At 50.4% G+C, this 22,809-nt stretch carries 18 protein-coding genes; 11 read left to right on the plus strand and 7 right to left on the minus strand.

The window, feature by feature from the left end; genetic code table 11:
• The first annotated feature begins 77 nt into the window (after positions 1 to 77).
• From IEV19_RS10375 to IEV19_RS10405, 7 genes are all read left to right on the plus strand, one after another.
• Positions 78 to 806, plus strand: a complete 729-nt coding sequence (locus tag IEV19_RS10375; RefSeq protein WP_188370576.1) for a type III pantothenate kinase — start codon at positions 78 to 80, stop codon at positions 804 to 806.
• Positions 807 to 2,072: a BamG family beta-barrel-assembly machinery protein gene (bamG, locus tag IEV19_RS10380; RefSeq protein ID WP_188370577.1), complete on the plus strand. Its 1,266-nt coding sequence runs from the start codon at positions 807 to 809 to the stop codon at positions 2,070 to 2,072.
• 39 nt (positions 2,073 to 2,111) lie between these two features.
• Positions 2,112 to 3,482, plus strand: coding sequence for a tetratricopeptide repeat protein (locus IEV19_RS10385; protein ID WP_188370578.1), 1,371 nt, complete (start codon positions 2,112 to 2,114; stop codon positions 3,480 to 3,482).
• A gap of 2 nt (positions 3,483 to 3,484) precedes the next feature.
• Entirely contained in the window at positions 3,485 to 4,090 is a 606-nt protein-coding gene (gene lptC, locus IEV19_RS10390) for an LPS export ABC transporter periplasmic protein LptC (RefSeq protein ID WP_188370579.1), read from the plus strand.
• A complete protein-coding gene (locus tag IEV19_RS10395) occupies positions 4,087 to 4,290 on the plus strand; it encodes a hypothetical protein (protein WP_188370580.1) in 204 nt (67 codons plus the stop codon). Before lptC ends, IEV19_RS10395 begins: the two co-directional genes overlap by 4 nt.
• Positions 4,291 to 4,292: 2 nt before the next feature.
• On the plus strand, positions 4,293 to 5,582 hold the full coding sequence (locus IEV19_RS10400) for a hemolysin family protein (protein WP_188370581.1): 1,290 nt from the start codon (positions 4,293 to 4,295) through the stop codon (positions 5,580 to 5,582).
• A gap of 91 nt (positions 5,583 to 5,673) precedes the next feature.
• On the plus strand, positions 5,674 to 7,794 hold the full coding sequence (locus IEV19_RS10405; RefSeq protein WP_188370582.1) for a peptidylprolyl isomerase: 2,121 nt from the start codon (positions 5,674 to 5,676) through the stop codon (positions 7,792 to 7,794).
• 46 nt (positions 7,795 to 7,840) lie between these two features.
• On the opposite strand, the gene IEV19_RS10410 is transcribed toward IEV19_RS10405, so the two are convergent.
• Positions 7,841 to 8,755, minus strand: coding sequence for a GYDIA family GHMP kinase (locus tag IEV19_RS10410; protein WP_188370583.1), 915 nt, complete (start codon positions 8,753 to 8,755; stop codon positions 7,841 to 7,843).
• Between the two features lie 2 nt (positions 8,756 to 8,757).
• The gene (locus IEV19_RS10415; RefSeq protein ID WP_188370584.1) at positions 8,758 to 10,080 is read right to left on the minus strand and encodes a hydroxymethylglutaryl-CoA reductase, degradative; all 1,323 of its coding nucleotides are present in this window, start codon (positions 10,078 to 10,080) and stop codon (positions 8,758 to 8,760) included.
• Between the two features lie 176 nt (positions 10,081 to 10,256).
• On the opposite strand from IEV19_RS10415, the gene IEV19_RS10420 reads away from it, so the two are divergent.
• Genes IEV19_RS10420 through IEV19_RS10430 form a run of 3 tightly spaced genes read left to right on the plus strand, consistent with a single transcriptional unit; the run spans position 10,257 to position 15,601 of the window.
• Positions 10,257 to 12,419 (plus strand): S9 family peptidase, encoded by a 2,163-nt coding sequence (locus tag IEV19_RS10420; RefSeq protein WP_188370585.1) that lies wholly within the window; start codon positions 10,257 to 10,259, stop codon positions 12,417 to 12,419.
• A gap of 18 nt (positions 12,420 to 12,437) precedes the next feature.
• Positions 12,438 to 13,823 carry a peptide MFS transporter gene (locus IEV19_RS10425; protein ID WP_188370586.1) on the plus strand — a complete coding sequence of 462 codons (1,386 nt, stop codon included), beginning with the start codon at positions 12,438 to 12,440 and terminating at the stop codon, positions 13,821 to 13,823.
• 23 nt (positions 13,824 to 13,846) lie between these two features.
• The gene (locus IEV19_RS10430; protein ID WP_188370587.1) at positions 13,847 to 15,601 is read left to right on the plus strand and encodes a peptide MFS transporter; all 1,755 of its coding nucleotides are present in this window, start codon (positions 13,847 to 13,849) and stop codon (positions 15,599 to 15,601) included.
• 2 nt (positions 15,602 to 15,603) lie between these two features.
• Here the strand turns inward: IEV19_RS10430 and IEV19_RS10435 are convergent, their stop codons facing one another.
• From IEV19_RS10435 to surE, 5 genes are all read right to left on the minus strand, one after another.
• Entirely contained in the window at positions 15,604 to 17,622 is a 2,019-nt protein-coding gene (locus tag IEV19_RS10435; protein ID WP_188370588.1) for a ComEC/Rec2 family competence protein, read from the minus strand.
• Between the two features lies 1 nt (position 17,623).
• Complete coding sequence (locus IEV19_RS10440) at positions 17,624 to 18,199, minus strand: C40 family peptidase (RefSeq protein ID WP_188370589.1); 576 nt, start codon at positions 18,197 to 18,199, stop codon at positions 17,624 to 17,626.
• 100 nt (positions 18,200 to 18,299) lie between these two features.
• Positions 18,300 to 19,421 carry a lipid-A-disaccharide synthase gene (lpxB, locus tag IEV19_RS10445; RefSeq protein WP_188370590.1) on the minus strand — a complete coding sequence of 374 codons (1,122 nt, stop codon included), beginning with the start codon at positions 19,419 to 19,421 and terminating at the stop codon, positions 18,300 to 18,302.
• Between the two features lies 1 nt (position 19,422).
• Complete coding sequence (locus IEV19_RS10450) at positions 19,423 to 19,707, minus strand: hypothetical protein (RefSeq protein WP_188370591.1); 285 nt, start codon at positions 19,705 to 19,707, stop codon at positions 19,423 to 19,425.
• Positions 19,697 to 20,479: a 5'/3'-nucleotidase SurE gene (gene surE / locus IEV19_RS10455; protein WP_188370592.1), complete on the minus strand. Its 783-nt coding sequence runs from the start codon at positions 20,477 to 20,479 to the stop codon at positions 19,697 to 19,699. Before surE ends, IEV19_RS10450 begins: the two co-directional genes overlap by 11 nt.
• 188 nt (positions 20,480 to 20,667) lie before the next feature.
• On the opposite strand from surE, the gene IEV19_RS10460 reads away from it, so the two are divergent.
• Entirely contained in the window at positions 20,668 to 22,797 is a 2,130-nt protein-coding gene (locus tag IEV19_RS10460) for a carboxy terminal-processing peptidase (protein ID WP_188370593.1), read from the plus strand.
• Positions 22,798 to 22,809: the final 12 nt, after the last annotated feature.

Below are 22,809 nucleotides of genomic sequence, written 5' to 3' on the forward strand. Positions count from 1 at the left end.
ATTTCAAATTTAGGAACTACCAATAAAAAAGGAAAAAAAGCCCCGTCTTTTTTTACCCTTTTTGCAATCTTTGTAACATGAACCTCGTGATCGATGCCGGGAACACCTCAACCAAATTGGCGGTATTCAGGAAACAGGACCTTTTGTTCCATTCCTCTACCGACGCAGACGGCTTTCACAAGACCGTAAAAGACATTTTTTCCAAATTCCCGGATATCTCCCACGCCCTCGTGGCTTCCGTGGGCCTGCTGGGCAAACGAGAACTCAATGTGCTCTCCATCTTTTGCAAGGTAGAACTGCTCACCTCCGTATCCAAGGTTCCTTTTAAAAACTCATATGCGAGTCCGGCCACCCTGGGCGTAGACCGTATCGCCCTGGCCACCGCCGCCTTTTACAACTACCCCCATACCAATGTACTCGTCATAGACGCCGGTACCTGCATCACCTACGATATGGTGAACGATTACGGGGAGTATCTGGGCGGTGCCATCTCCCCCGGCCTGCGCATGCGATACCAGTCGCTAAACGAGCATACCGCCAGACTGCCCCTGCTCGATCCCAGTCCCTTTGTAGAACTCATCGGCAACACCACGGAAAAGAGCATCCACAGCGGGGTGATCTACGGCATCTGCAAGGAGATAGACGGGGTGATCTCTGAATATCAGAGTCGATTCGAACATTTAACAGTTATTTTAACAGGGGGTGATGGGCAATTTTTGTCCAATCGGTTAAAAAATACCATATTTGCCAACTCTAATTTCCTTCTTGAGGGCTTGAATTATTTGCTCGATTACAACAAACACTAGATGATCAGAAAGATAGGTTTCGCCATACTATGCCTGACAGCCATGGGACTTTACGGGCAAAACGGAACCGTATCACCGTATTCCTATTTCGGGATAGGCGACCTCAGGTCGGGGAGCACCATCGAGAACCGGATGATGGGCGGACTCAGCCTGTACACAGACAGCATCCACCTCACCCTGAAAAACCCGGCCGGTTATGGCAAGCTGAGACTGACCACCTATACAGCCGGAATGAGCCATAGGGAGATCTCCCTCAACAGCTTTACGGAACAGGAGAAGACCTCGGTAACCAATCTGGAATACCTGGCCATCGGTTTTCCCATCAGCCCAAAGATCTCAGCAGGTTTTGGGCTACGCCCTTTTTCCTCTGTAGGGTACGATGTTTTACAAGAAAGAACCAACACAAATGGGAATGAAGAGACCAATCTCTATTCCGGTGAAGGGGGTATCAACCAGGTCTTTTTCTCCCTCGGCTTTGAGCTGGCCCGCAACCTGAACCTTGGGGCTTCTGTCAACTATAATTTCGGTACCCTTGAGAATACCAAGACCCAGCGGGTAGAAGGGCTGCAGTACGGCACCCAGGAGACGCAGATCTCCGATGTGGGCGGATACGATTTTGTCTATGGTCTCACCTTTACGCCCAGGATCAAGGATAAGTATACCTTGTTCACCTCGGCTGTGATCAACACCCAGGTGAACCTGATCTCTGAAAATACCCAGACCATCAATTCCTTCTCCCTTTCCACAGGGAATACCATTGAAGAACTGGAAGTCAACCTGGCACAGCAGGGATTGAAAAATACCGAACTCAAGATCCCCACCATCGCCACCTTTGGCCTTGGGTTTGGAGAGGACAAGAAATGGTTCCTGGGAGCAGAATACAGTTTCCAGCAACTCAGCACTTTCGAGAACCGCTTCCTGAGGATACAGAACCAGGAATATACCGATGCCAGCAGTTACGCCATGGGAGCCTTTTACATTCCGGACTATACCTCCTTTAACAGCTACTTCAAAAGGGTGATCTACAGGGCCGGAGTGCGGTACGATTTTACCGGTATCGTGGTCAATGGAAAGGAGATCCAGAACTTTGGCATAACTTTTGGTCTTGGCTTACCACTGGGGGGCAGTTTCTCCAACCTCAACCTCGGTTTCGAATGGGGGAAGAGGGGAACCACTGCGGCAGACCTGATAGAAGAAAAATACTTCGGGGTAAACGTAGGTGTCTCATTTAATGACAGATGGTTCCAAAAAAGGAAAATAAATTGATAAAAAATTAGTACATTAACCGCTTTAAAACGCAACACGATGAAAAAGGAACTTTACTTGATGATGTTTGCCATTTTAGGCTTTACAGGCATAAGTTTAGGACAGGGGCAAAATGCTGAATGCATGACCAACCTCTCTATCTACGCTGAGCATGCAAAAGTTAAAAATTACGACGCTGCATACGGACCCTGGAAACTGGTCTATGCCGCTTGTCCCGATATAAACAAGGCCAACTTCTCCTACGGGGAGAGGATCCTGGCCCACAAGATTGACAACAGTACAGGAGCTGAGAAAGACGGGTTCATCAAGGAATTGATGAAACTCTACGATGACAGCAACAAGTACTTTCCTGAAAGTTTCACAAAAGGTGGAGTGGCCATCGATAAGGTGCTGTTGATGTACGATAACAAAATGGCCTCGGATGATGAGATCTTCAATTCCCTTGACAAGGCCTTTAAAGAAGACCGTGCAAACTTCAAAAATCCAAAGGCTCTTTACCTGTATTTTTCCAGCCTGGTAGATCTTTACAACGCCGGGAAGAAAGACCTGCAGGACGTTTTCAATACCTATGATGACGTTACTGAAAAGATCGAAGAGGAGAATGCAGAGCTTACTGATGTGATCACAAAATTACTTCCCAAAGAGGATGCAGGTACCCTTACCTCAAAAGAGAAAAGGAGCCTGAGGGTGGCGACCACCAACTCAGAATCCTATGGAAAGATCGCCTCCAGCGTAGATTCCAAGCTGGGGGCCCTGGCCGACTGTGAGAATCTGATCCCTCTCTATGAAAGGAATTTTGAAGCCAGGAAAGGCGATGTGACCTGGGTGAAACGCGCCGTGGGCAGGATGTTCAGTAAGGAATGTACTGACGATCCTATGTTCCGCAAGTTGTTTGAAGCCCAACTGGCCCTGGATCCTTCGGCCGATGCCTATGTATACGGAGGTACTTTGAAAAAGAAATCAGGGGACAACAGCGGGGCGATAGCCGACTTTAACAAGGCCCTCGAACTGGAGACCAATCCAAGGAAGAAATCTAACATCGCTTACAAGATCGCGACCAGCTACAGGAACACCAGCAAGTCGACCGCAAGGAGCTACGCTCAAAAAGCGATCGATGCCAACCCCTCTAACGGGAATGCGTACCTGCTGATCGCCAGCCTCTACGCTTCAAGCGCCAATGAATGCGGGGACACTCCATTTGAAAAGCGTGCCGTGTACTGGAAGGCAGCTGATATGGCCCGAAAGGCCGGTAGGGTAGACCCTGCCCTGAGCGGAAGAGCAGCACAGGCCGCAGCGAGCTACGATGCCAAAGCTCCTTCCAAGACCGATATCTTCAATTCCGGGATGGCCGGAAAAACCCTGGCCTTTAAATGCTGGGTAGGCGGGAGTGTGACGGTCCCCAACCTGTAAGAATGATAGCGGGAAATACCGATATAGCAAAGAAAATTGCCATGGTTTTTACTGTGGCAATCTTTTTTTACAGCTGCCAGGACACCTATAAACGGGTGGGGGACGAAAAGCAGATCCTGATCTTTCCCCAGGGGGTGGCCAGGGAATTTGAGCTTACGTATACCGAGACTATCGAAGAGTTAGAAAGCGAGGATAAAGGAACTTCCAGGGTGATCGCCGTCCTGAAAAGTCCGTTGAGCGAGGATTATGACAACATGATCTTTAAATACCGGACCTTTCCCGAAGGACTCCTGGTGGAATATTACGACCAGGACAACAACAAAAGTACAATCAGGGCTGATTACGGAATCATTTATTCCCAGACCAATATCATCGACCTCAGAGGTGGGGTGGTGATCGAGACCCATGACGGGAAGAAGCTGGAGACGCCCCAATTATACTGGGACCGAAAGGACGAATGGATCTTTACCCAGGAAAAGTTCACCTACACCAACCCGGAAGACGGGACCATCATGGATGGAGAAGGGATGGATTTTAACCGGGATTTCACTTATTTTAAGGCCCATAGGACCTATGGGTACATATCGATTAAAGAAGACGAATCATGATCAAGATCTTGAGATTTACCGAATACCTCTACCTGGCAGTAGCCCTGATCTCCATCTATAAGATAGGAGAGCTATGGGAAACAGACCGGCAGGGCACGTACATTTTTATTTTCTTTGCAGTGGTTTCTATCGGGATGTTCATCTTCAGGAGGAATTACCGTAAGCGATTCGAAAAGAGAAAGCGGGACGATAAATCATAGCCTTGGACAACGCCGTTCTCATTATCATTATCTGCCTGATCCTCTCTGCCTTTTTTTCGGGCATGGAGATCGCCTTTGTTTCTGCCAATAAGATCCATATCGAGATCGAGAAGAAACAGACCGGCTTTCTTGCCAAGGTACTCTCACGCCTGACCCGAAAGCCTTCCAAGTTTATCGCCACCATGCTGATCGGCAACAATATTGCCCTGGTGGTTTACGGATTCTATATGGGAGATTTGCTGATGGGTTGGTTTCAGCAAATGCTTCCTGCTTCCTACAGGTTCTTTCAGCTGGCGCTTACCGATTTCAGCCTGTTGACTCAGACTATCATCTCTACGCTGATCATCCTGATAACGGCAGAATTCCTGCCCAAGGTCTTCTTCCAGATCTATGCCAATACCCTGCTGAAGATATTGGCTATTCCGGCATATCTTTTTTATGCGGTATTTTCTCCCATCTCTGAATTCGTGATCAAGGTGTCCGACTTTATCCTGAAAGCCCTGTTTAAGACCCGGGGAGATGAGGTGCAGCTCGCCTTCAGCAAGGTGGAGCTCGGGGATTATATCACGGAACAAATGGAGGCTGTGGAAGAGGAGGACGATCTCGACTCGGAGATACAGATCTTCCAGAATGCCCTGGAATTCTCGGCCGTAAAGGCCCGGGAGGTGATGGTGCCCCGGACGGAGATCACCGCTGTGGAACTTCATGAAACCCCAAAGAACCTGGCAAAACTCTTCTCTGAGACCGGGTATTCCAAGATCCTGGTCTACAAGAACACCATAGACAATATCATCGGCTATATCCATTCCTATGAACTCTTCAAAAAGCCGAAGACCATAAAAAGCATCCTGCTCCCGGTGGAATTTGTTCCCGAGACCATGCTCATCCACGAGATCTTAAAGATCCTGACCAAGAAGCGGAAAAGCATGGCCGTGGTCCTCGATGAATACGGGGGCACTTCCGGGGTGATGACCGTGGAGGATATCGTGGAGGAACTCTTCGGGGAGATCGAGGACGAACACGATAGCACCGACCTGCACGAGGAACAGCTGGATGAAAGGACGTTCAAATTCTCCGCCCGCCTGGAGGTAGACTATATCAACGAGACCTATAAGCTGGAACTACCCGATACGGAGGAGTTCGAAACCCTGGGCGGACTCATCGTCCACGAAACGGGGGAGATCCCGGAACAGGACAGCAAGATCCGGATCGGAGATTACCTGTTTACCATCCTGGAGGTATCCAGCACCAAGATCGATCTGGTGACCCTGGAAATAGAAGAAAGCAATTAGCCGGCAACCCCTTACAGATAGCCCTGGTTTAACTTTTATTATTTAAGGGAAAATGGTAATTTCGCCCACTGATTTTAAACTCGCTAGATAAATGGCAATTTTAGAGAATATCCGGAAACGGACCACGGTACTGATCCTGATCATCGGGATGGCCCTTTTTGCATTTGTGATCTCAGGGATCTTTACCAGCGATGGTTTTTCCGGTGGAAAAGTTGGCTCCGCAGTAGGGGAGATCAACGGGGAAGAGATCTCCATCGATGAGTTCAGGCAACAACTGGAGAGGGCAACCCGTGCCAGCGGTCAGAATGCCTCCTCCATGCAACTGGTGAACAGCATATGGAGCCAGATGGAGCGCAATACCCTCCTCGATCAGCAGATCTCTGACCTCGGTATAGACATCGAACAAGACCAGATCATAGAGATCATAAAAAGCAGTCCGGGCCTGGCCCAGAATCCCCAATTCGTTGATGAGAACGGGATCTTTGACGAGCGCAGGTTCAGGGAGTTCATCCTCGAGCTCAAGGTGAATGCCCCTGCTCAATATCAGGACTGGCTGCAGGATGAGCAGGCCATCATCGAGAATGCCAAGCAACAGGCCTATTTCAACCTGGTTCGTGCCGGGATGGGATCTACCCTTAAGGAAGGGGAGCTCGATTATAAGCTGGCCAACAATAAGGTAGACATTCGCTACGTGCGTGTCCCTTTTACCTCTATCCCCGACAGCACCATTTCGGTGACCAAAAAGGAGATCGAGGATTATATCAAGAAAAACGAGAAGAAATACACCCAGGAGCGATCAAGGGATATACAGTTCGTCTACTTTGAAGAAGCTCCTTCAGACAAGGACGTGGAAGAAACCGAGTCGGCCATCACAGCCCTCCTCGATGATACTGTTGAATACTCGGCGGAGACCGACAGGACGGATACCATCGCCGGCTTCAGAAACACCACTGATGTGGAGGCTTTCCTGTCCAGGTATTCCGATGCCAAATACGACAGTATTTTCAAAGCAAAAGCAGAATTGCCTGCAAATTTTGCAGACTCCCTGATGGCCCTGAGAATTGGAGAAGTTTTTGGACCTTACCGGGACGGAGACGTATTTAAAGTCTCCAGGATGATGGCTAAAAAGCCCAACGGTTCTGTGAAGGCGAGTCATATCCTGATCACTTATGAAGGTGCTGAGCGGGCTAATCCGGATGTAAAACGCACCAAGGAAGAAGCAGAGGCCAAAGCTCAGGAAGTGCTCAAAGCAGCCCTGGAACCCAACGCAGTATTTGCCCAACTGGCAAGGGATAATTCAGACGGACCTTCCGGACCCAGGGGCGGTGACCTCGGGTATTTCCAGGAAGGTGTCATGACTCCCAAGTTCAATGATTTTGCCTTTGGCAACCCGGTGGGGTACATCGGACTCGTAGAGACGGAATTCGGCTTTCATATCGTCAAGGTCGATGATAAGAGGGACCTGGTTCAACTCGCTACCCTGACCCGCGATATCGAGCCTTCGGAGGAAACCATCAATACCCTTTTCACCGATGCCACCAAATTTGAGATGACAGCAGTAGATTCTGAGAAAAGCCTGAGCGAGGTAGCCCAGGAGAACGATTTTGTGGTAAGGCCGGTTAACAGGCTGAAAGCCATGGACGAAAACCTTCCCGGGCTGGGAGCCCAGCGCAGGATCGTGCAGTGGGCCTTCAGCGAGGACACCAAGCTTGGGGATATCCGCAGGTTTGATGCGAATAACGGCTATGCTGTTGTGCAGCTTACCGCAACTTATAAGGAAGGCCTGATGGATGTGGAAGACGCCTCCGTCACTGTCCTGCCCCTGCTGAGAAAGAAGAAAAAAGCAGAAAAGATCAAATCGGAAAACGCAGGTAAATCCATGTCTGAGATCGCCTCTGCGAACAATACCACGGTTACAACGGCCACAGCCTTAACGGTTAAAGCCCCCACCATCCCGGGTGCGGGAAGGGAGCCCCTGGTTGTCGGAACTGCCTTTTCCATGGAAACCGGGCAAACGTCCAAACTGATAGAAGGGGAATCCGGGGTCTTTATGTTTGAGGTCACCAAGAAAGAAAATGCACCTGAACTGGATAATTACTCCACCTATGCTGACAACCTCAAGGCAGGCCTTTCAGCAAGAGTGGCGAATGCCCTGGTCCAGGCTTTGAAGGAAAAAGCCGAGATCGAGGATAACCGGTCAGTATTCTATTAAGATTAGAGAATAACGAAAAGAAGAACCCTGGCTTCGGCCGGGGTTTTTATAATACCATGTCGCGGTAAGAAAGGACAGTCTTATATCCCTTCGCCTTGAAATAAGAAGGGATATCCCCTTCTCCTCCTGCCAGCACAAAATCGCCTCCCCAGGCCCCCAGGCTTTTAACAATACCGTCAAAATCCGGAAAGATCTGGTCCTGTATCCGCTCCATCTCCAGGATCCCGGCCAGAAGTGTCTCGTGTTTCTCAATCAGGGCGGTGAATGATTCCCAATTTGTACAAGTGGCCATTTCCCTGCTAATTCCAGAGATCTCTTCCAGGAAATCTTTATGGTCCCGCACATTCTTTCGGTACATGGCGATTGCTTCCCGACTGCTTTGCTTTCGGTTTAAATGGACGAAATACAGTCGGTTGTGGAAGGGAGGGTTGAATGGAACGGGCTCTGAGACGGGAACCCTGTCCTGTACTTTGTAGATCAGGGGACCTGTGGCCCGAGCGCAGGCGATGTCGTACCCGCTTCCCCCGAAGGCATTCCACAAGAGGATATAGGGATCTACCCCAGCCCACTGGGCGATGTTGTTGATAAGGGTTGAACTGCTGCCCAGTCCCCAAATCCTCGGGAATTCGAGTTGGGCAACCGCCCGTATTCCTTTTAAATCTGCATTGAAGTCCGGATTGAGCCTGACAGCTTCCCGGAGCAGTCCCTGAAGAATGTCCCTCGTGTCATCTCCGGAAGGGTCTTTTTCTTTGGGATCGAGTTGGCCGGGATGAAATTCAGTCTCAAACCAGGTCTTCCCTTCATGATCCAGGCTCTTCCACAATAGTCCGGGGGTATTCCCCTCAGAGATATCCAAAGTCTGTCCAAATCTTGCGGGAAGGCCCAGGGCCTCGGCCCCGTCGAGAACGGCGTATTCTCCGGTGAGCAATAATTTGCCGTGACTTCGGTAGGTAGCAGACATGACTATGACGATTCCCTGAGGTTTTCCAGGGCTTCTACCACCGCATTGTGGGTGGCGCTGTGTTTCTTAAAATATTCCACCAGTTGTTTCTTCTCCTCTTCGGTGGCTTCCATCTGGTTCAGGATGTTCAGCAGGTGCATCTTCATATGTCCCTGTTGTATCCCGGTTGTCACCAGGGATTGCACGGCTGCAAAATTCTGGGCAAGGCCGGCTACGGCCACGATGCCCATCAGTTCTTTGGCCGAAGGGTGTTGCAAGATCTCCAGGGCGAGTTTTACCAGCGGGTGGAGGGTGGTGAGTCCGCCCACTGTTCCCAGGGCGATAGGTATCTCTATCCAGAACCGGAAGACCCCATTACTGATCTCAGCCCGGGTCAGGCTCCTGTAGCTTCCTTCCCGGGAGGCGTAAGCGTGAATACCTGCTTCTACCGCCCTGAAATCATTCCCTGTAGCCAGGACCACGGCATCGATCCCATTCATGATCCCCTTGTTGTGGGTGACGGCCCGGTAAGGTTCGGCATTGGCAATGGCCACAGCCCTTACGAGCTTGTCTGCGAACTCCTCCGGGGAAATCCCGGTATCGGCTCCCAGTTCCTCTACCTTGCAGCTTACCTCAGCCCTTACCAGGCACTGGGGTACGTAATTGGAGAGAATACTCATCACCACCTCTATATCTCTTTCACTGTCTTCAAGAGTATCAGTGGTTGCGGCCTCCCTTCTCAGAGTCTTGGCGAACTGTTCAAGGCAGGAGTTGATAAAATTGGCACCCATGGCATCGAGTGTCTCGAAGGTGCAATGCAACTGGTAATAATGGTCGAGATCCCGGGTCTTGTTCCTCAATTCGATCTTTTTGATCCCTCCTCCCCGGGCCACCATATTCTTGGTGATGGGCCGGGTCTCCTCATAGAACAGGGGAGTGATGGAAGTGATGAATTCCTCAAGTCGGGCAGGATCCCCCTCGTACATAAAATGCACCTGTCCGATCTTTTCTGTGCCCAGCACCTCTGTTTTAAAGCCACCGCGGTTGAGCCAGAACTTCGCCGCTTTGCTGGCAGCTGCCACCACAGAACTTTCCTCTATGGCCATGGGCATGGCGTATAATTTGCCGTTGATCAGGAAGTTAGGGGCAATACCAAAGGGGAGATAGTAGTTGGTCAGGGTGTTTTCGATGAACTCGTCGTGGAGCTGCTGCCGCCGCTCATCCGTGTTCCAGTAGGTCTTCAGCAAGGAGATGCTGGCTTCCGGGTCTTTGGTATACTGCTCGGCGATCCAACGGATCTTTTCCTCCTTGGACAGCTTTGAAAAGCCTTCGATAGGTTCGGGCATAGCAACGGCTTATTTGCGGGCAAAGATAGTGATATTGCCTAAATCCCTGACGTCGGCGGGCAGGGTGATAATTCCGTTCTGCTGGGGTGTCGAAAAGGCAATTGGCAGGGGGAAAGTTATATTATTAAAGAGAAAATTAGTAAACTTGAGGGTTTGAATCCGAACAAAACACAGGAATGAAAAAATACCTTTTGCTGTTCCTCATTCTCGCAGCAACTCCACAAGCTTTTACTCAACAAAAGGACCTGACCCTGGAAGAGATCTGGGGAGGTGCATTCACGACCCGGGGACTGGAATCCCTGAGATCCATGAACGATGGACTGCATTACACCCTCCTCAATGCCGATCCGGAGAGTCGGACCGTCAGCATAGGGAAATACGCCTATGAAACCCTGGAACTCACAGACACGGTCCTGATCTCGAGCCCAGATAACGATATCCCTTATTTTTCTTCCTACGCTTTTAGCAAGGATGAAGGCAAGGTGTTGCTGGCAACGGATATAGAGAGGATCTATCGCTATTCCAGGAGGGGGATCTACTACGTCTACGATATTGAAGATAAGACCACTACTAAAATTTCTGACCGGAAGATCATGTCTCCACAGCTTTCCCCGGACGGGAGCAAGGTGGCTTATGTGCTGGATAATGATCTTTACTTTCTCGACCTGAGGTCGGGTACTACAACCCGTATCACAAATGATGGGGAGCCCAATGCCATCATCAACGGGATCACGGATTGGGTATACGAAGAAGAATTTGGTTTTGTCCGGGCGTTCGACTGGAATTCGGACGGGACTCGTCTCGCTTTTCTGAGGTTCGATGAAAGTGCGGTGCCCGAATTCTCCATGGATGTCTATGGGGAAGAATTATATCCTTCCCAGTACCGTTTTAAATATCCCAAAGCCGGGGAAGACAACTCGATCGTATCACTTCATCTATACACCATTTCAGACGGGACTCTCAGGGATATCGAGCTGAAGGACGCCTACTATATCCCTCGCATTCTCTGGAAAAACAACCCTGATGAACTGAGTGTCCGCACTCTCAACCGGGCGCAGAACCACCTGAAAATGTATACTGTGAAAGGTGTGGATGCTTCCGTTTCACTGTTGTTGGAGGAGAAGGATGAAGCCTATGTGGATATCACGGACGACCTCACTTTCCTGGAAGACGACAGCTTTATCTGGACGAGCGAAAAGGACGGGTTCAACCATATGTATCTCTACAACCGGGACGGAAGCCTGAAACGGCAACTGACGTCAGGACCCTGGGAAGTGACCAGCTACTACGGTTATGACCCCGGCAAAAAGGCCATCTTCTACCAGAGCACAGAGAACGGGTCCATAAACCGGGACGTTTACAGGGTCGGGATCAATGGGAAGAACAAAAAGCGACTCACGAACCAGACCGGTACTAACAATGCCGACTTCAGTACCAATTTCACCTATTTTATCAATACCTATTCCAGCGCGGAAACGCCTTACGTCTATACCCTCAACAGGGCCTCAGACGGGGAGAAGGTCAGGGATATCCTGGACAATTCGGCACTAGCAGAAAAACTAAAAGGATACAAGACCAGTCCGAAGGAATTCTCCACCATTCAGATCAATGGGTACGACCTCAATATGTGGATGATCAAGCCTGCCGACTTTGACCCCACTAAATCCTATCCACTATTCTTGTTTCAGTACAGCGGACCCGGGTCTCAGCAGGTGGCCAACCGCTGGTGGGCGAGTAATGATTATTGGCATCAGATGCTGGCGCAGCAGGGAATCGTCGTGGCCTGTGTAGACGGCAGGGGAACCGGATACAAAGGGCGCGATTTCAAGAAAATGACCTATCGTGAACTGGGGAAATACGAGGTGGAGGACCAGGTCGCGGTGGCCGAGAAACTAAGTGAATATCCCTGGATCGATGCAGATCGAACCGGGATCTGGGGGTGGAGTTATGGGGGCTTTATGTCTTCCAACTGTATCCTCCAGGGCAATGAGACCTTTGAACTGGCCATCGCCGTGGCGCCTGTGACCAGCTGGAGGTTTTACGATACGATCTACACGGAGCGCTATATGAGTACCCCCCAGGACAATCCCAATGGGTACGACGATAACAGTCCGCTTACCTACCCCGCCATGCTAAAAGGGGATTACCTCCTGATCCACGGCTCGGGGGATGACAATGTACACGTACAGAACACCATGCGGATGATCGAAGAGCTGGTACAGGCGAACAAGCAATTCGACTGGGCCATCTATCCCGATAAAAATCACGGGATCTACGGGGGTAATACCCGACTGCAACTATACACTAAAATGACCAATTTTATAAAAGACAATCTCTAAACAAACTGAGCAATCATTATGGCAACGACGACAAAACTACCTACTCAAAAACAGCTTTTCGGCCATCCTGTTGGTCTGTATATCCTGTTCTTTACTGAAATGTGGGAACGATTCTCCTACTACGGTATGCGGGCCATCCTCGTCCTCTACCTGGTAGCCAGGACCACGGAGGACAACCCCGGCCTGGGCTGGACCAACGGGGAAGCCCTGGCCCTCTACGGCTGGTACACTATGCTGGTCTATGTTGCCTCTATTCCCGGGGGATGGATAGCGGATAAGTTTCTGGGTCAGAAAAAGTCGGTGCTCTATGGAGGGATCCTCCTGGTGATCGGGCACAGCGTATTGGCCATAGAACAGATGTGGGCGTTTTATTCCGGTCTTGGTTTCATCATCGCGGGTGTAGGGATGCTCAAACCCAATATTTCTACCATGGTAGGCGGATTGTACAAGCAAGGTGACATCCGAAGGGACAAAGGGTTCACTATTTTCTATATCGGGATCAACATAGGAGCTTTTCTCTCCAGCCTCATCGTAGGAACTGTAGGAGAAGTTTACGGGTGGCATTACGGTTTCGGGTTGGCCGGGATCGGGATGGCTCTTGGCCTGCTGCAGTACTTGCTGGGACAGAAATACCTGAAACACGTTGGGAACTTCCTGGGTTCGTCTGAGGACAAAGTAGAAAAAGAGGCCATGAACAGGCCGCTGACCAAGGTGGAGAAGGACAGGGTGATTGTGCTCTTTATATCCTTTGCCCTGGTCATCATCTTCTGGGGGGCCTTTGAACAGGCCGGAGGACTTATGAATATCTATGCCTCCGAGAAAACAGACCGGATGCTGTCTTTCTCCCTGCCCTTTATCGGCAATGAGATCCCGGCCTCCTGGTTCCAGTCGCTCAACGCCATGTTCATCATTTTCCTGGGCACCTCAGTGGCGGGATACTGGGCGCGAAGAAAGCTCAAGGGCAAATTATCTACCGGTCTCTTTAAAATGATCCTGGGTCTGATAATCATGGGTACCGGATTCTTTTTTATGTCTGCTGCGGCGGTTGAATTCAACAATGAAGGTGCCTCAGCCATGTATTGGCTGGTGCTGGCCTATCTGTTCCACACAGTAGGTGAACTCTGTATATCTCCGGTGGCCCTTTCCTATATCACCAAACTGGCTCCCCTGAAATACGCTTCCTTTATGATGGGGATCTATTTCGCCATGACCGGTTTCGGTAATAAGCTGGCAGGCTTGCTGGGAGAGTCGGCCTCGGAATTTGGTGAATTTGCGGTATTTACCGGTATTGCTGTCTTCTGTATCGCTTTTGGTTTCTTGGTCATGTTATTCAGGAAGAAACTGGAAGCCCTCACTCACGGGGCTGAGGATGATGAGCACGTGATCAGTCCGGAGGAAGCCTGATAGTAACACTTAAAACATCAGGTATGAACACAGACATAGAAAATCTATTCAAGGACAAGGTACTGGGCCACCCCGCAGGCCTGTTCGTACTCTTCTTTACAGAGATGTGGGAACGGTTTTCCTTCTACGGGATGCGGGTATTGCTGGTCCTGTTCCTGACAGCCCCTATCCTGGACAGCAATCCGGGGTGGGAATGGCCCAGGGAACACGCCCTGGCCCTGATCGGGACCTACGCATCTCTGCTCTATCTCACGCCCATCCTTGGGGGATATATTGCCGATAAGTTCACAGGCTACAAAAAAGCAATCATTATCGGGTGTTCCGTGATGACCCTGGGACATGCCTGTATGGCTCTGGAAACCGTGTGGAGTCTTTACACAGGATTGGCCTTGCTGGTGATAGGGACCGGGTTTTTCAAGCCCAATATTACCGCTGTGATCTCCGAGATGTACAGGGGGAAGGAATCCAAAAAGGACGGTGCCTATACCATCTTCTACATGGGGGTGAATGCAGGGGCCTTTTTCGGAATGATGTTGTGTGGCTACCTGGCAGAGAACTACGGATGGGCCTGGGGCTTTGGCCTGGCCGGGATCTTTATGTTCTTCGGGATGCTGCAGTTCTGGCTGGCCGGAGGCCTGTTTGGGCGGATAGGGGACAAGCCCCTGAAAGCTTCTGAGATCACAGATAATAAAGAGGAACAGGAAGAGGAGGAAAAATTGAACCCTTTCACAAAGTTCGATTACCTCTTAATTGGCCTGTCCTCCCTGGGCGGACTCCTATACCTCTTTAACGATCCCCTTTCCAAGATAGAGGGCATCAATTTGCTCGATTTTAGCCTCTTCGGCTATGGCGGTTCTATAGAAGTGGTCGTGATCTCCCTTATTCTTTTCCTTATCCTGATCATATCCAGGACACTGCGGTATACCGCCGTGGTGAGGAACCGCATATTTGCCGTGGCCATCTTTGGCCTTTTTACGGTCATTTTTTTCGCCACCTTTGAACAGAACCTTGGTACCATGACCATCTTTGCCCGGGATTATACGGACAGGGTGCTTACGGGCTCCGCATCGATGATTTTTAAGATCGTGGATGCGCTTCTGACCACTGTGCCCATGATGATCATCACCTGGGTGCTTTATCTGCTTTTCAAGAAGACCTATAGTCGGATTCCGTATTCCAATATCGCCCTCGCCCTGGCTTTCATTGGCATCTGGGGCCTTTTGATCTTCCGGCTTTACGACAAGTTCTCCCAGACCGGGAATGAGGTGGAAGCCAGTTGGTTTGCCATCCTCAATTCCTTTTTTATCATCACCCTGGCGCCTTTGTTCTCCCGCTGGTGGGAGAGCAAGTACAACCCCAGTGCTGCCCATAAATACGGGATCGGACTCATCCTCCAGGGCCTTGGCTTTGCCGTACTCGTATTCGGGACCCTGAGTATTCCCCAGGGAGCTGCCTCGGCTTCGGTGAGTATGATCTACCTCATCTTGGCCTACCTCCTGATTACGATGGGGGAACTCTGCGTATCACCCGTAGGGCTGTCCTACCTAAGTAAGCTGGTCCCTCCCAGGATGATCGGGTTTATGTTTGGGATCTGGTACCTGGCCATTGCGATCGGGCAGAAACTCGCCGGTACCCTGGGCGGCATGATTGACGAGATCACAGCCAATTATTCCCTCAGCAGCTTCTTTGGGATCTTTACGGTCCTCTGTATCGCCCTGGGAGGAATATCCATCGTGCTGAACAAGCCCCTGAAACGGATGATGCACGGGATCCGCTAGGATCAAAATCTGTCCAGGCTCAGGGCACCTGTTTGCGCAGTTGAATAAAATGGGACTCCATATTCCCTGCATGTTTGTTCCCAGCGTTCTGCGTATTGGCGGTAATTACTTCCGTCGGCTACTACTATTTGAGGTCTGAGTTCTTCCAGAAGCCGACCCAGATGCACTTTCGGGGATTGAATCAGCAAAAGGCCTGATATTTGTTTGGCCTGTTTGGGAATCCTTGCTGTGCTGTCGATGACAATCCAGGATTCCATCCCCAGGGAAAAAGCCCGGGGCAGGTCCTGAATTGAGAGTGATGTCAGGTGCCTGTGCATGCCAAAGGACGCTGCCAGGGGTTTGAGGTATTCCGGATCGGGACTCAGCAGCCGAAGATCCCTACCTTCCTGATACAGAATCCCGCTATTGCCGACCCTGTGTAGCAAGACAGTCTCCTGGTGTCCGGCAAATTTTTGTTTCTGATAAAAGGTCCACCCCTGCAGGCACAGGACGGACAATCCCAGTAAGGCCAGGTTTCTGAACCTGGGTTTTTGAAAATTTATGAGCAGGAAGACCAGGAGCAGGTACAGCAGCAGGAGGGAGATTTTGTCTAAAGGAATGTCTCGAAAAATAAAGGTCTCCTGTGCAGCAATGCTCCCGACAATGTCATTCATTCTACCGATCACTGCAGAATAGCCCAGGGCGATTGTATCGGGCAGGCTGTTAAGTGTGGCCAGGATGACTACAGGTATCCCAATTCCAATGATCAGTCCCAGGAAAGGCACCAGAAGGAGGGCAGACAGGAGGAACAGGCCCGGGAACTGATGGAAGTAAAACAGGCAGAGGGGCATGACCCCTAGCTGTGCGGCCAGGCTCACGGCTGTCAGTTTCCACAAACGTCTCAGGAGCCTGTTTCTGGGATACCAGGCTCTCATCAGGACCGGGAAGATCCAGGCAATGGCCAGCACGGCGGCATAGCTGAGCTGAAACCCTACCTGGAACAGGAAACGGGGCTCAATTACCAGGATAAATAAAGCCGATATTGCCAGGATGTTCACCGTATTCGAGGGCCTGTTGAGGAACAGGGCATAGGAGAGGAAGGAGAACATGGCAGCTGCCCTGACCACGGAAGGGGAGAGGCCGGTGAACAGGGAGTAGACCCAGATGAGGCTGATGGTGAGGAGGGCGGTCCATGTCTTGCCATGGCGAAGGGAGGACAGGGGGCTCAGGAAGAATCGGATCAGCAATAACAGGATCCCGATATGAAGTCCGGATACCGCCAGGATGTGGGCAGCCCCGGCATCCCGGTATTGACGATATACCTCCGGATCCAGATCGTCTCTTTCCCCCAGAAGTATCGCCTGTATCACTCCCAGTTCTTCACGACCTACAGAAGTAGCTTGCAGGGCTTCAATCACACCTTCCCTTATTCTTTGGGCCCTCCCTCTAATTGAGTATCCTTCCGGATCTTGTACGATGTAGTTGCCCTCCTTCAGGATCACCTGGTCATAGACGCCTCTCACCTCCATATACTCGTCATAAGCAAATTGATAGGGGTTGAAAGGGGGCGGAATGGGTTTGATCTTCCCTGTGAAAAGCAGCCGACTCTCAGCCTTAAATCCGGGTTGTTCTTTCCTTTTCTCCAGTCCAAGGATAAGGCCGCTCGCCCCATGTCCGTTCAGAGAACTCACTTCCAGGAGGTACTTGTGATAATACCCCGAAGATTTCAGGGATTCTTTTACCCTGGCCTCCCAAATATTGATATCCTCTTGCAAAACGTGACTATAATGATCAGGCCTGAAGCGTGGCTGGGAAAGGGAAATGGAGAAAAATCCCAGGCAGACAGAGGTACAGACCAGGGCGAAACCGAAGAGGATTCCTTGCCTGTAGTTTTCAAAAACGAAGGTCAAAAGCAGGAAAGTAAAACTCAACCCCAGCGGGAGAAAGATATTGACAGGTTCTGTAGGAAAGGACCATCCGAGGATGATACCGACTACAAAAGTCAGGCATACCCGTACGGAGATGAAATCCAGGGGATGCATCTCATAGGATTCTCGTGGCCTTCACAAAAGCGTAGTTCCAGTAACCCTCCTTGAGGGAAGAGACGATCACCCCCCGGGAAGTGGTGGAGTGGATAAAGCGGATATCATCCCCTTCCACCTCTACAACAAGCCCTACGTGGTTGATTCGTTTTCTTCGGTTAGAAGTAGTAAAAAACAGCAGGTCGCCCTTGCTGACCTCTTCCAGGGAGATCTTCCTCCCTTCGTTGGCCATGTAAAACGAAACCCTGGGCAGGTAGATGTCGTGCTCCTGGAAGGTGATGTACATCAGGCCGGAACAATCCATACCTTTCCGGGTCGTCCCCCCGTACTTATACTTCACCCCGGTATAGGTAAGGGCGGTATTGATGACCTGTTCGGATTTGTCGAGGTAAATCCGTTCCGGGGCTTCAGCGATCTCAGTACCGTCTGAAAGAATGGAATCCCGGAGAGTCTCTGTTGGGGGGTCATCGGCCTCAACGGTGACCGAATACCCGGATCCGTAGGTGGTACGTTTTTTTACAACCCCACAGGACAGGGCTGTCAGGCAAAGGATCAGAACAAGGTTTTTTCTCCACATAGACGGTAAAAAAGGGGCACCTTGTAACCAAAATTATAAATTATTTCTGAAGTGGGAATTCAGCGGAAAGTAAATACTCGCTGATTCTTAGAACTCCTTTTCAGGAGTTTTTAAGAGAGTCTACGATCATCCGGGCTGCTTTTTCGCTGGCCCCGCCCCCGCCCAGTTTGGCTTCGAGCTCTTCATATGACTTCAAGAGGGCTTCCCTTTTGGGGCCTGTGAGGATAGCCTTTAGCTCCCGCACCAGGGCCTTGTGGGTTAGGTCGTTCTGGATGAGCTCTGTCACCACTTCCCTGTCCATGATGAGGTTCACCAGGGAGATGTATTTCAGGGTGATGATGCGTTTTGCGATCTGGTAGGAGATCCAGTTTCCTTTGTAACAGACCACTTGTGGGACTTTGAAAAGAGCCGTTTCCAAGGTGGCCGTGCCGCTGGTGACCAGGGCGGCCTTTGCGCACTGAAGGAGGGCATAGGTCTCCCCTCTGACAAAGTGTACCCGACTTTCTTTTGTAAATCGAGAATAGAATTCTGTGTCCAGGCTGGGAGCACCGGCGATCACAAATTCGTACTCCGGAAACTGAGGGACAACGGAAAGCATGAGAGAGAGCATTTTCTCCACCTCCTGTTTCCGGCTCCCCGGAAGAAGGGCGATGATCTCCTTCCCTTCAGACAGGCCGTGTTTCTCGCGGAATGCCGAGGAATCGGCTGATCCTTTCGCTTCGATGGCATCCAGCAGGGGGTGGCCCACATAATGAACCGGAAACCCGTGCTTCTCTTCATAGAATTGTTTTTCAAAGGGCAGGATAACGTACATTTCGTCTATGGAAGACCTGATCTTCCTGACCCTGCCTTCCCGGGAAGCCCATACCTGGGGAGAGATGTAATAATTTGTCCGGTACCCCTCGGCTTTCGCCCAGGAAGCGATCCGGAGGTTAAAACCAGAAAAATCAATAAAAATGATCACGTCAGGTCTGAAGGCACTGATATCCTCTTTACAAAAGGCGATATTTTTGAAGATTTGCCGGATGTTTGCAAGCACCTCAGCAAAGCCCATAAAGGACATTTCTTTATAGTGCTTGACGATGGTTCCTCCGGCCTCTTCCATCAAATCCCCACCCCAGCAACGAATATCAGCCCCGGGATCTGCTTTTTTCAAGGCCCGGATCAGGTTAGACCCGTGAAGGTCTCCTGAAGCTTCCCCTGCTATGATGTAGTATTTCATGTCAGAATACCTTGTAGAATAGGATTACCAGGGCGGCCAGCAAGGTTGCGATCAGCACTCCCTTGGCCCTTTGGTCTCTTTTGATCCTCAGGAATCCGAAAAATGCCAGGAGGTTCAGAATGGCCCCGAGGGCCACCAGGCTCCCCAGGTGATCCTGTTCTCGGGCAACCTCCAGGGTCTCTGTGATACCCAGATCGGAAAAAATAAGGATATAGAGTAAAGTGCCGAAGACATTGGCAATGATTCCCACGGCCAGGCCGATGGCTATTTCTTTTTTAGTGTTCATGTAAATTCCAGGTATTGATATCTTGAATGGCAAAATGCGCCGTCAGGTCGAATTGGGTGGGCACCACGGAGATATACCCCTGAGACAGGGCCCATTCGTCAGTGTCCTCCCCTTTGTCGAGGAGCTGAAACTCCCCTGTGAGCCAGTAGTAGTCCTTCCCGGAGGGGTTGGTACGCTTGTCGAATTTTTCCTTCCAGTTGGCCCGGGCCTGCCTGCAGACCTTGATGCCTTTAAGTTCCCCGTCAGCTACTTTAGGGATGTTGACATTGAGCACTACTCCCTTGGGGATCCCGTGTTGAAGTGCTTCTGAAACGATCTGTTTTACCGCTTCCTCAGCCGGGGTGAAATCCGCCTCCCAGGAATAGTCACAAAGGGAGAATCCTATGGCGGGAATGCCTTCGATCCCCGCCTCTATGGCGGCGCTCATGGTTCCCGAATAAATGACATTGATGGAGGCGTTGGAACCGTGGTTGATCCCGCTCACGCAGATGTCGGGTCTGCGGCCCAACAATTCCTGCAGGGCCAGTTTTACACAGTCGGCAGGGGTTCCGCTGCAGCTGTATTCCCTGGGAGCCCCTTTTTCCGGGTCGATCACCACCCTTTGAGAATAGAGGGTATTGTCCAGGGTAATGGCATGTCCCATCCCTGATTGCGGACTGTCCGGGGCCACCACGACCACCTCTCCGAGTTCCTTCATGCACCGCACCAGGGTGCGCAATCCCGGAGCCGTAATTCCGTCATCGTTTGTCACCAGGATCAAAGGTTTGCTCATCGCGCATACTTTAAGCCGTAAAAATACGTTTTTACTGAGGATTAGTGCGGACGGCCTTTAACAAAAAATTATCGCCAGGGGCAATTATTGGCATGGTTTTTTCTCTATCTTAGGGACTGATTAATTTTATCAACCTCAGGTTTTTAGGGCGTTCCTCTTAGTCTTTAATCTGAAGAAACAAAAAGTACATGAAAAGGAATCTGGCTTTAGGTTTTCTGGCTGTTCTGATCGCTGTGGCTTCCTGCAGTTTTACGAACAAGAGCTTTGAAAACAATGACAAGGACAAGCTTTTATTAGATATCATCACCTACATCCTGGAAAAAGGACACTATTCCCCCAAGGCTATCAACGACGACCTGTCCGTGGCGGTTTACGAGGATTTCATCGACGTCCTGGATCCCACCAAGAGGTATTTTCTGGCGGAGGATATTCGGGATTTTGAACAATACAAGTTCCAGATAGACGACCAGATCAAGAATACGGATATTTCCTTCTTCAACCTGGTAAATGAAAGGTATGCGAAGAGAATAGGGGAGGTCAAAGTATTGATCTCAGAGATCCTGGACGAGCCTTTTGACTATACCGTGGAGGAGTCCATCAACTCCGATTACGATAAAAGGCCTTTTACCAATTCCAGGGCGGAGCTGAAAGAGAGGTGGAGGAAACAACTCAAATTCTGGACCCTGAATACCTTTGATTCCAAATTGAAGGACGAGATCCAGAAAAAGAAGGACGACCCCAACTACGTCACCCTGACAGAAAGAGAAGTGGAAAAGGAAGCCCGGGATGTCACCAGACAGACACTGGAAGAGTTTTTCGACTTTGTGGACAATATGGAGCGCAAGGACCGCTTTGCGCAGTATATCAATTCTATCGTAGACAAGTTCGACCCCCATACTTCCTATTTTGCCCCTGAGGATAAGGATTATTTTGACCGTCAGATCTCAGGCCGTTTTGAGGGGATTGGCGCCCGGTTGCAACCGGAACCGGAAGGTGCCAAGATCGTGGAGATCATCTCCGGAGGTCCCGTATGGCGCGGGCAGTTGCTCGAAGTAGGTGACGAGATCATCAAGGTAGGGCAGGAGAATGAGACTCCAGTCAATATTGTTGGTATGCCCCTCGATGACGCCGTAAAACTCATCAAGGGACCCAAAGGGACCAAGGTATACCTCACTGTGAGGAAGGTAGACGGTACCATTGAAGAGGTGACCGTGGTACGAGATATCGTGGAGCTGGAAGAACAATACGCCAAGTCGGCAAAGATCATTGATGAGGATAAGAAATTTGGCTTGATACAACTGCCCGGATTCTATGCAGACTTCAAGAATTACAACGATCGAAATGCAGCTACAGACGTGGCTAAGGAGATCGAACGACTGAAGGGAGAAGGGATGGAAGGACTCATCCTGGACCTTCGCGACAACGGAGGGGGATCCCTGCGGACGGCTATCGACATGGCCGGGTTGTTCATCAAGGACGGGCCTGTGGTGCAGGTTCGGGCTTCTGACAACGATAAAATGGTCTATGAGGACAAGGACGAGCGGATACAGTGGGACGGACCCCTGGTGATCCTCGTCAACGAATTTTCTGCCTCAGCCTCTGAGATCCTTGCCGCTGCCATGCAGGATTACAAGCGGGCCATCATCATCGGAAGCAGCCAGACCTTTGGAAAGGGTACGGTACAAACAATGTACCCCCTGGAGAACGTTGTTCACGTGAATGAATATGGTGACCTGGGAGCTATCAAGGTGACCATCCAGAAATTCTACCGTGTGAACGGGGAATCCAACCAGCTCGAAGGGGTGAAGAGTGACATTGTTATTCCGGACCGTTACAGGTATATCGTTCTCGGAGAAAAAGGACAGCCCACCGCCATGAGCTGGGACAAGATCAATCCTGCCAATTACAGGGTTTGGGATGGTAATATCGACTTCGAAAAGATCATCGAAAACAGCAATAAGCGTATCGCTCAGAATCCACAGGTAAAACTGATTGAGGAAAATGCGAAATGGCTCAAAGATCAGCAGGACGAAATGACCGTTACCCTGAATTACGACCTGTACAAGGCAAGGGATAAGGCGAACAGGGAAAAATCGGATTACTTCAAGAAATTATCCGAGTACGATTCCCAGCTTACCTTCGAATCTGTCAAGTATGAACAGGAGCTGTTTACCCAGGACACCCTCCTGAAAGAAAAGAGGGAACGCTGGCATAAGAACCTGGTGAAAGACGTCTATATAGAAGAAGCCGTGAACGTACTAAAAGACCTGAGGGATGACAGGATGAACAGCGACAAACTCGCCCACATCAAAGGATAACAGATACGTTAA

Origin of the sequence: Muriicola marianensis (assembly GCF_014638095.1) — a bacterium.
Lineage (GTDB): Bacteria > Bacteroidota > Bacteroidia > Flavobacteriales > Flavobacteriaceae > Muriicola > Muriicola marianensis.

Bases quoted from the DNA above. Each gene is read 5' to 3' on its own strand.
- IEV19_RS10375 (WP_188370576.1), top strand. From the start codon at position 78: ATGAACCTCGTGATCGATGCCGGGAACACCTCAACCAAATTGGCGGTA.
- bamG (WP_188370577.1), top strand. From the start codon at position 807: ATGATCAGAAAGATAGGTTTCGCCATACTATGCCTGACAGCCATGGGA.
- IEV19_RS10385 (WP_188370578.1), top strand. From the start codon at position 2,112: ATGAAAAAGGAACTTTACTTGATGATGTTTGCCATTTTAGGCTTTACA.
- lptC (WP_188370579.1), top strand. From the start codon at position 3,485: ATGATAGCGGGAAATACCGATATAGCAAAGAAAATTGCCATGGTTTTT.
- IEV19_RS10395 (WP_188370580.1), top strand. From the start codon at position 4,087: ATGATCAAGATCTTGAGATTTACCGAATACCTCTACCTGGCAGTAGCC.
- IEV19_RS10405 (WP_188370582.1), top strand. From the start codon at position 5,674: ATGGCAATTTTAGAGAATATCCGGAAACGGACCACGGTACTGATCCTG.
- IEV19_RS10410 (WP_188370583.1), bottom strand. From the start codon at position 8,755: ATGTCTGCTACCTACCGAAGTCACGGCAAATTATTGCTCACCGGAGAA.
- IEV19_RS10415 (WP_188370584.1), bottom strand. From the start codon at position 10,080: ATGCCCGAACCTATCGAAGGCTTTTCAAAGCTGTCCAAGGAGGAAAAG.
- IEV19_RS10420 (WP_188370585.1), top strand. From the start codon at position 10,257: ATGAAAAAATACCTTTTGCTGTTCCTCATTCTCGCAGCAACTCCACAA.
- IEV19_RS10425 (WP_188370586.1), top strand. From the start codon at position 12,438: ATGGCAACGACGACAAAACTACCTACTCAAAAACAGCTTTTCGGCCAT.
- IEV19_RS10430 (WP_188370587.1), top strand. From the start codon at position 13,847: ATGAACACAGACATAGAAAATCTATTCAAGGACAAGGTACTGGGCCAC.
- IEV19_RS10435 (WP_188370588.1), bottom strand. From the start codon at position 17,622: ATGCATCCCCTGGATTTCATCTCCGTACGGGTATGCCTGACTTTTGTA.
- IEV19_RS10440 (WP_188370589.1), bottom strand. From the start codon at position 18,199: ATGTGGAGAAAAAACCTTGTTCTGATCCTTTGCCTGACAGCCCTGTCC.
- lpxB (WP_188370590.1), bottom strand. From the start codon at position 19,421: ATGAAATACTACATCATAGCAGGGGAAGCTTCAGGAGACCTTCACGGG.
- IEV19_RS10450 (WP_188370591.1), bottom strand. From the start codon at position 19,707: ATGAACACTAAAAAAGAAATAGCCATCGGCCTGGCCGTGGGAATCATT.
- surE (WP_188370592.1), bottom strand. From the start codon at position 20,479: ATGAGCAAACCTTTGATCCTGGTGACAAACGATGACGGAATTACGGCT.
- IEV19_RS10460 (WP_188370593.1), top strand. From the start codon at position 20,668: ATGAAAAGGAATCTGGCTTTAGGTTTTCTGGCTGTTCTGATCGCTGTG.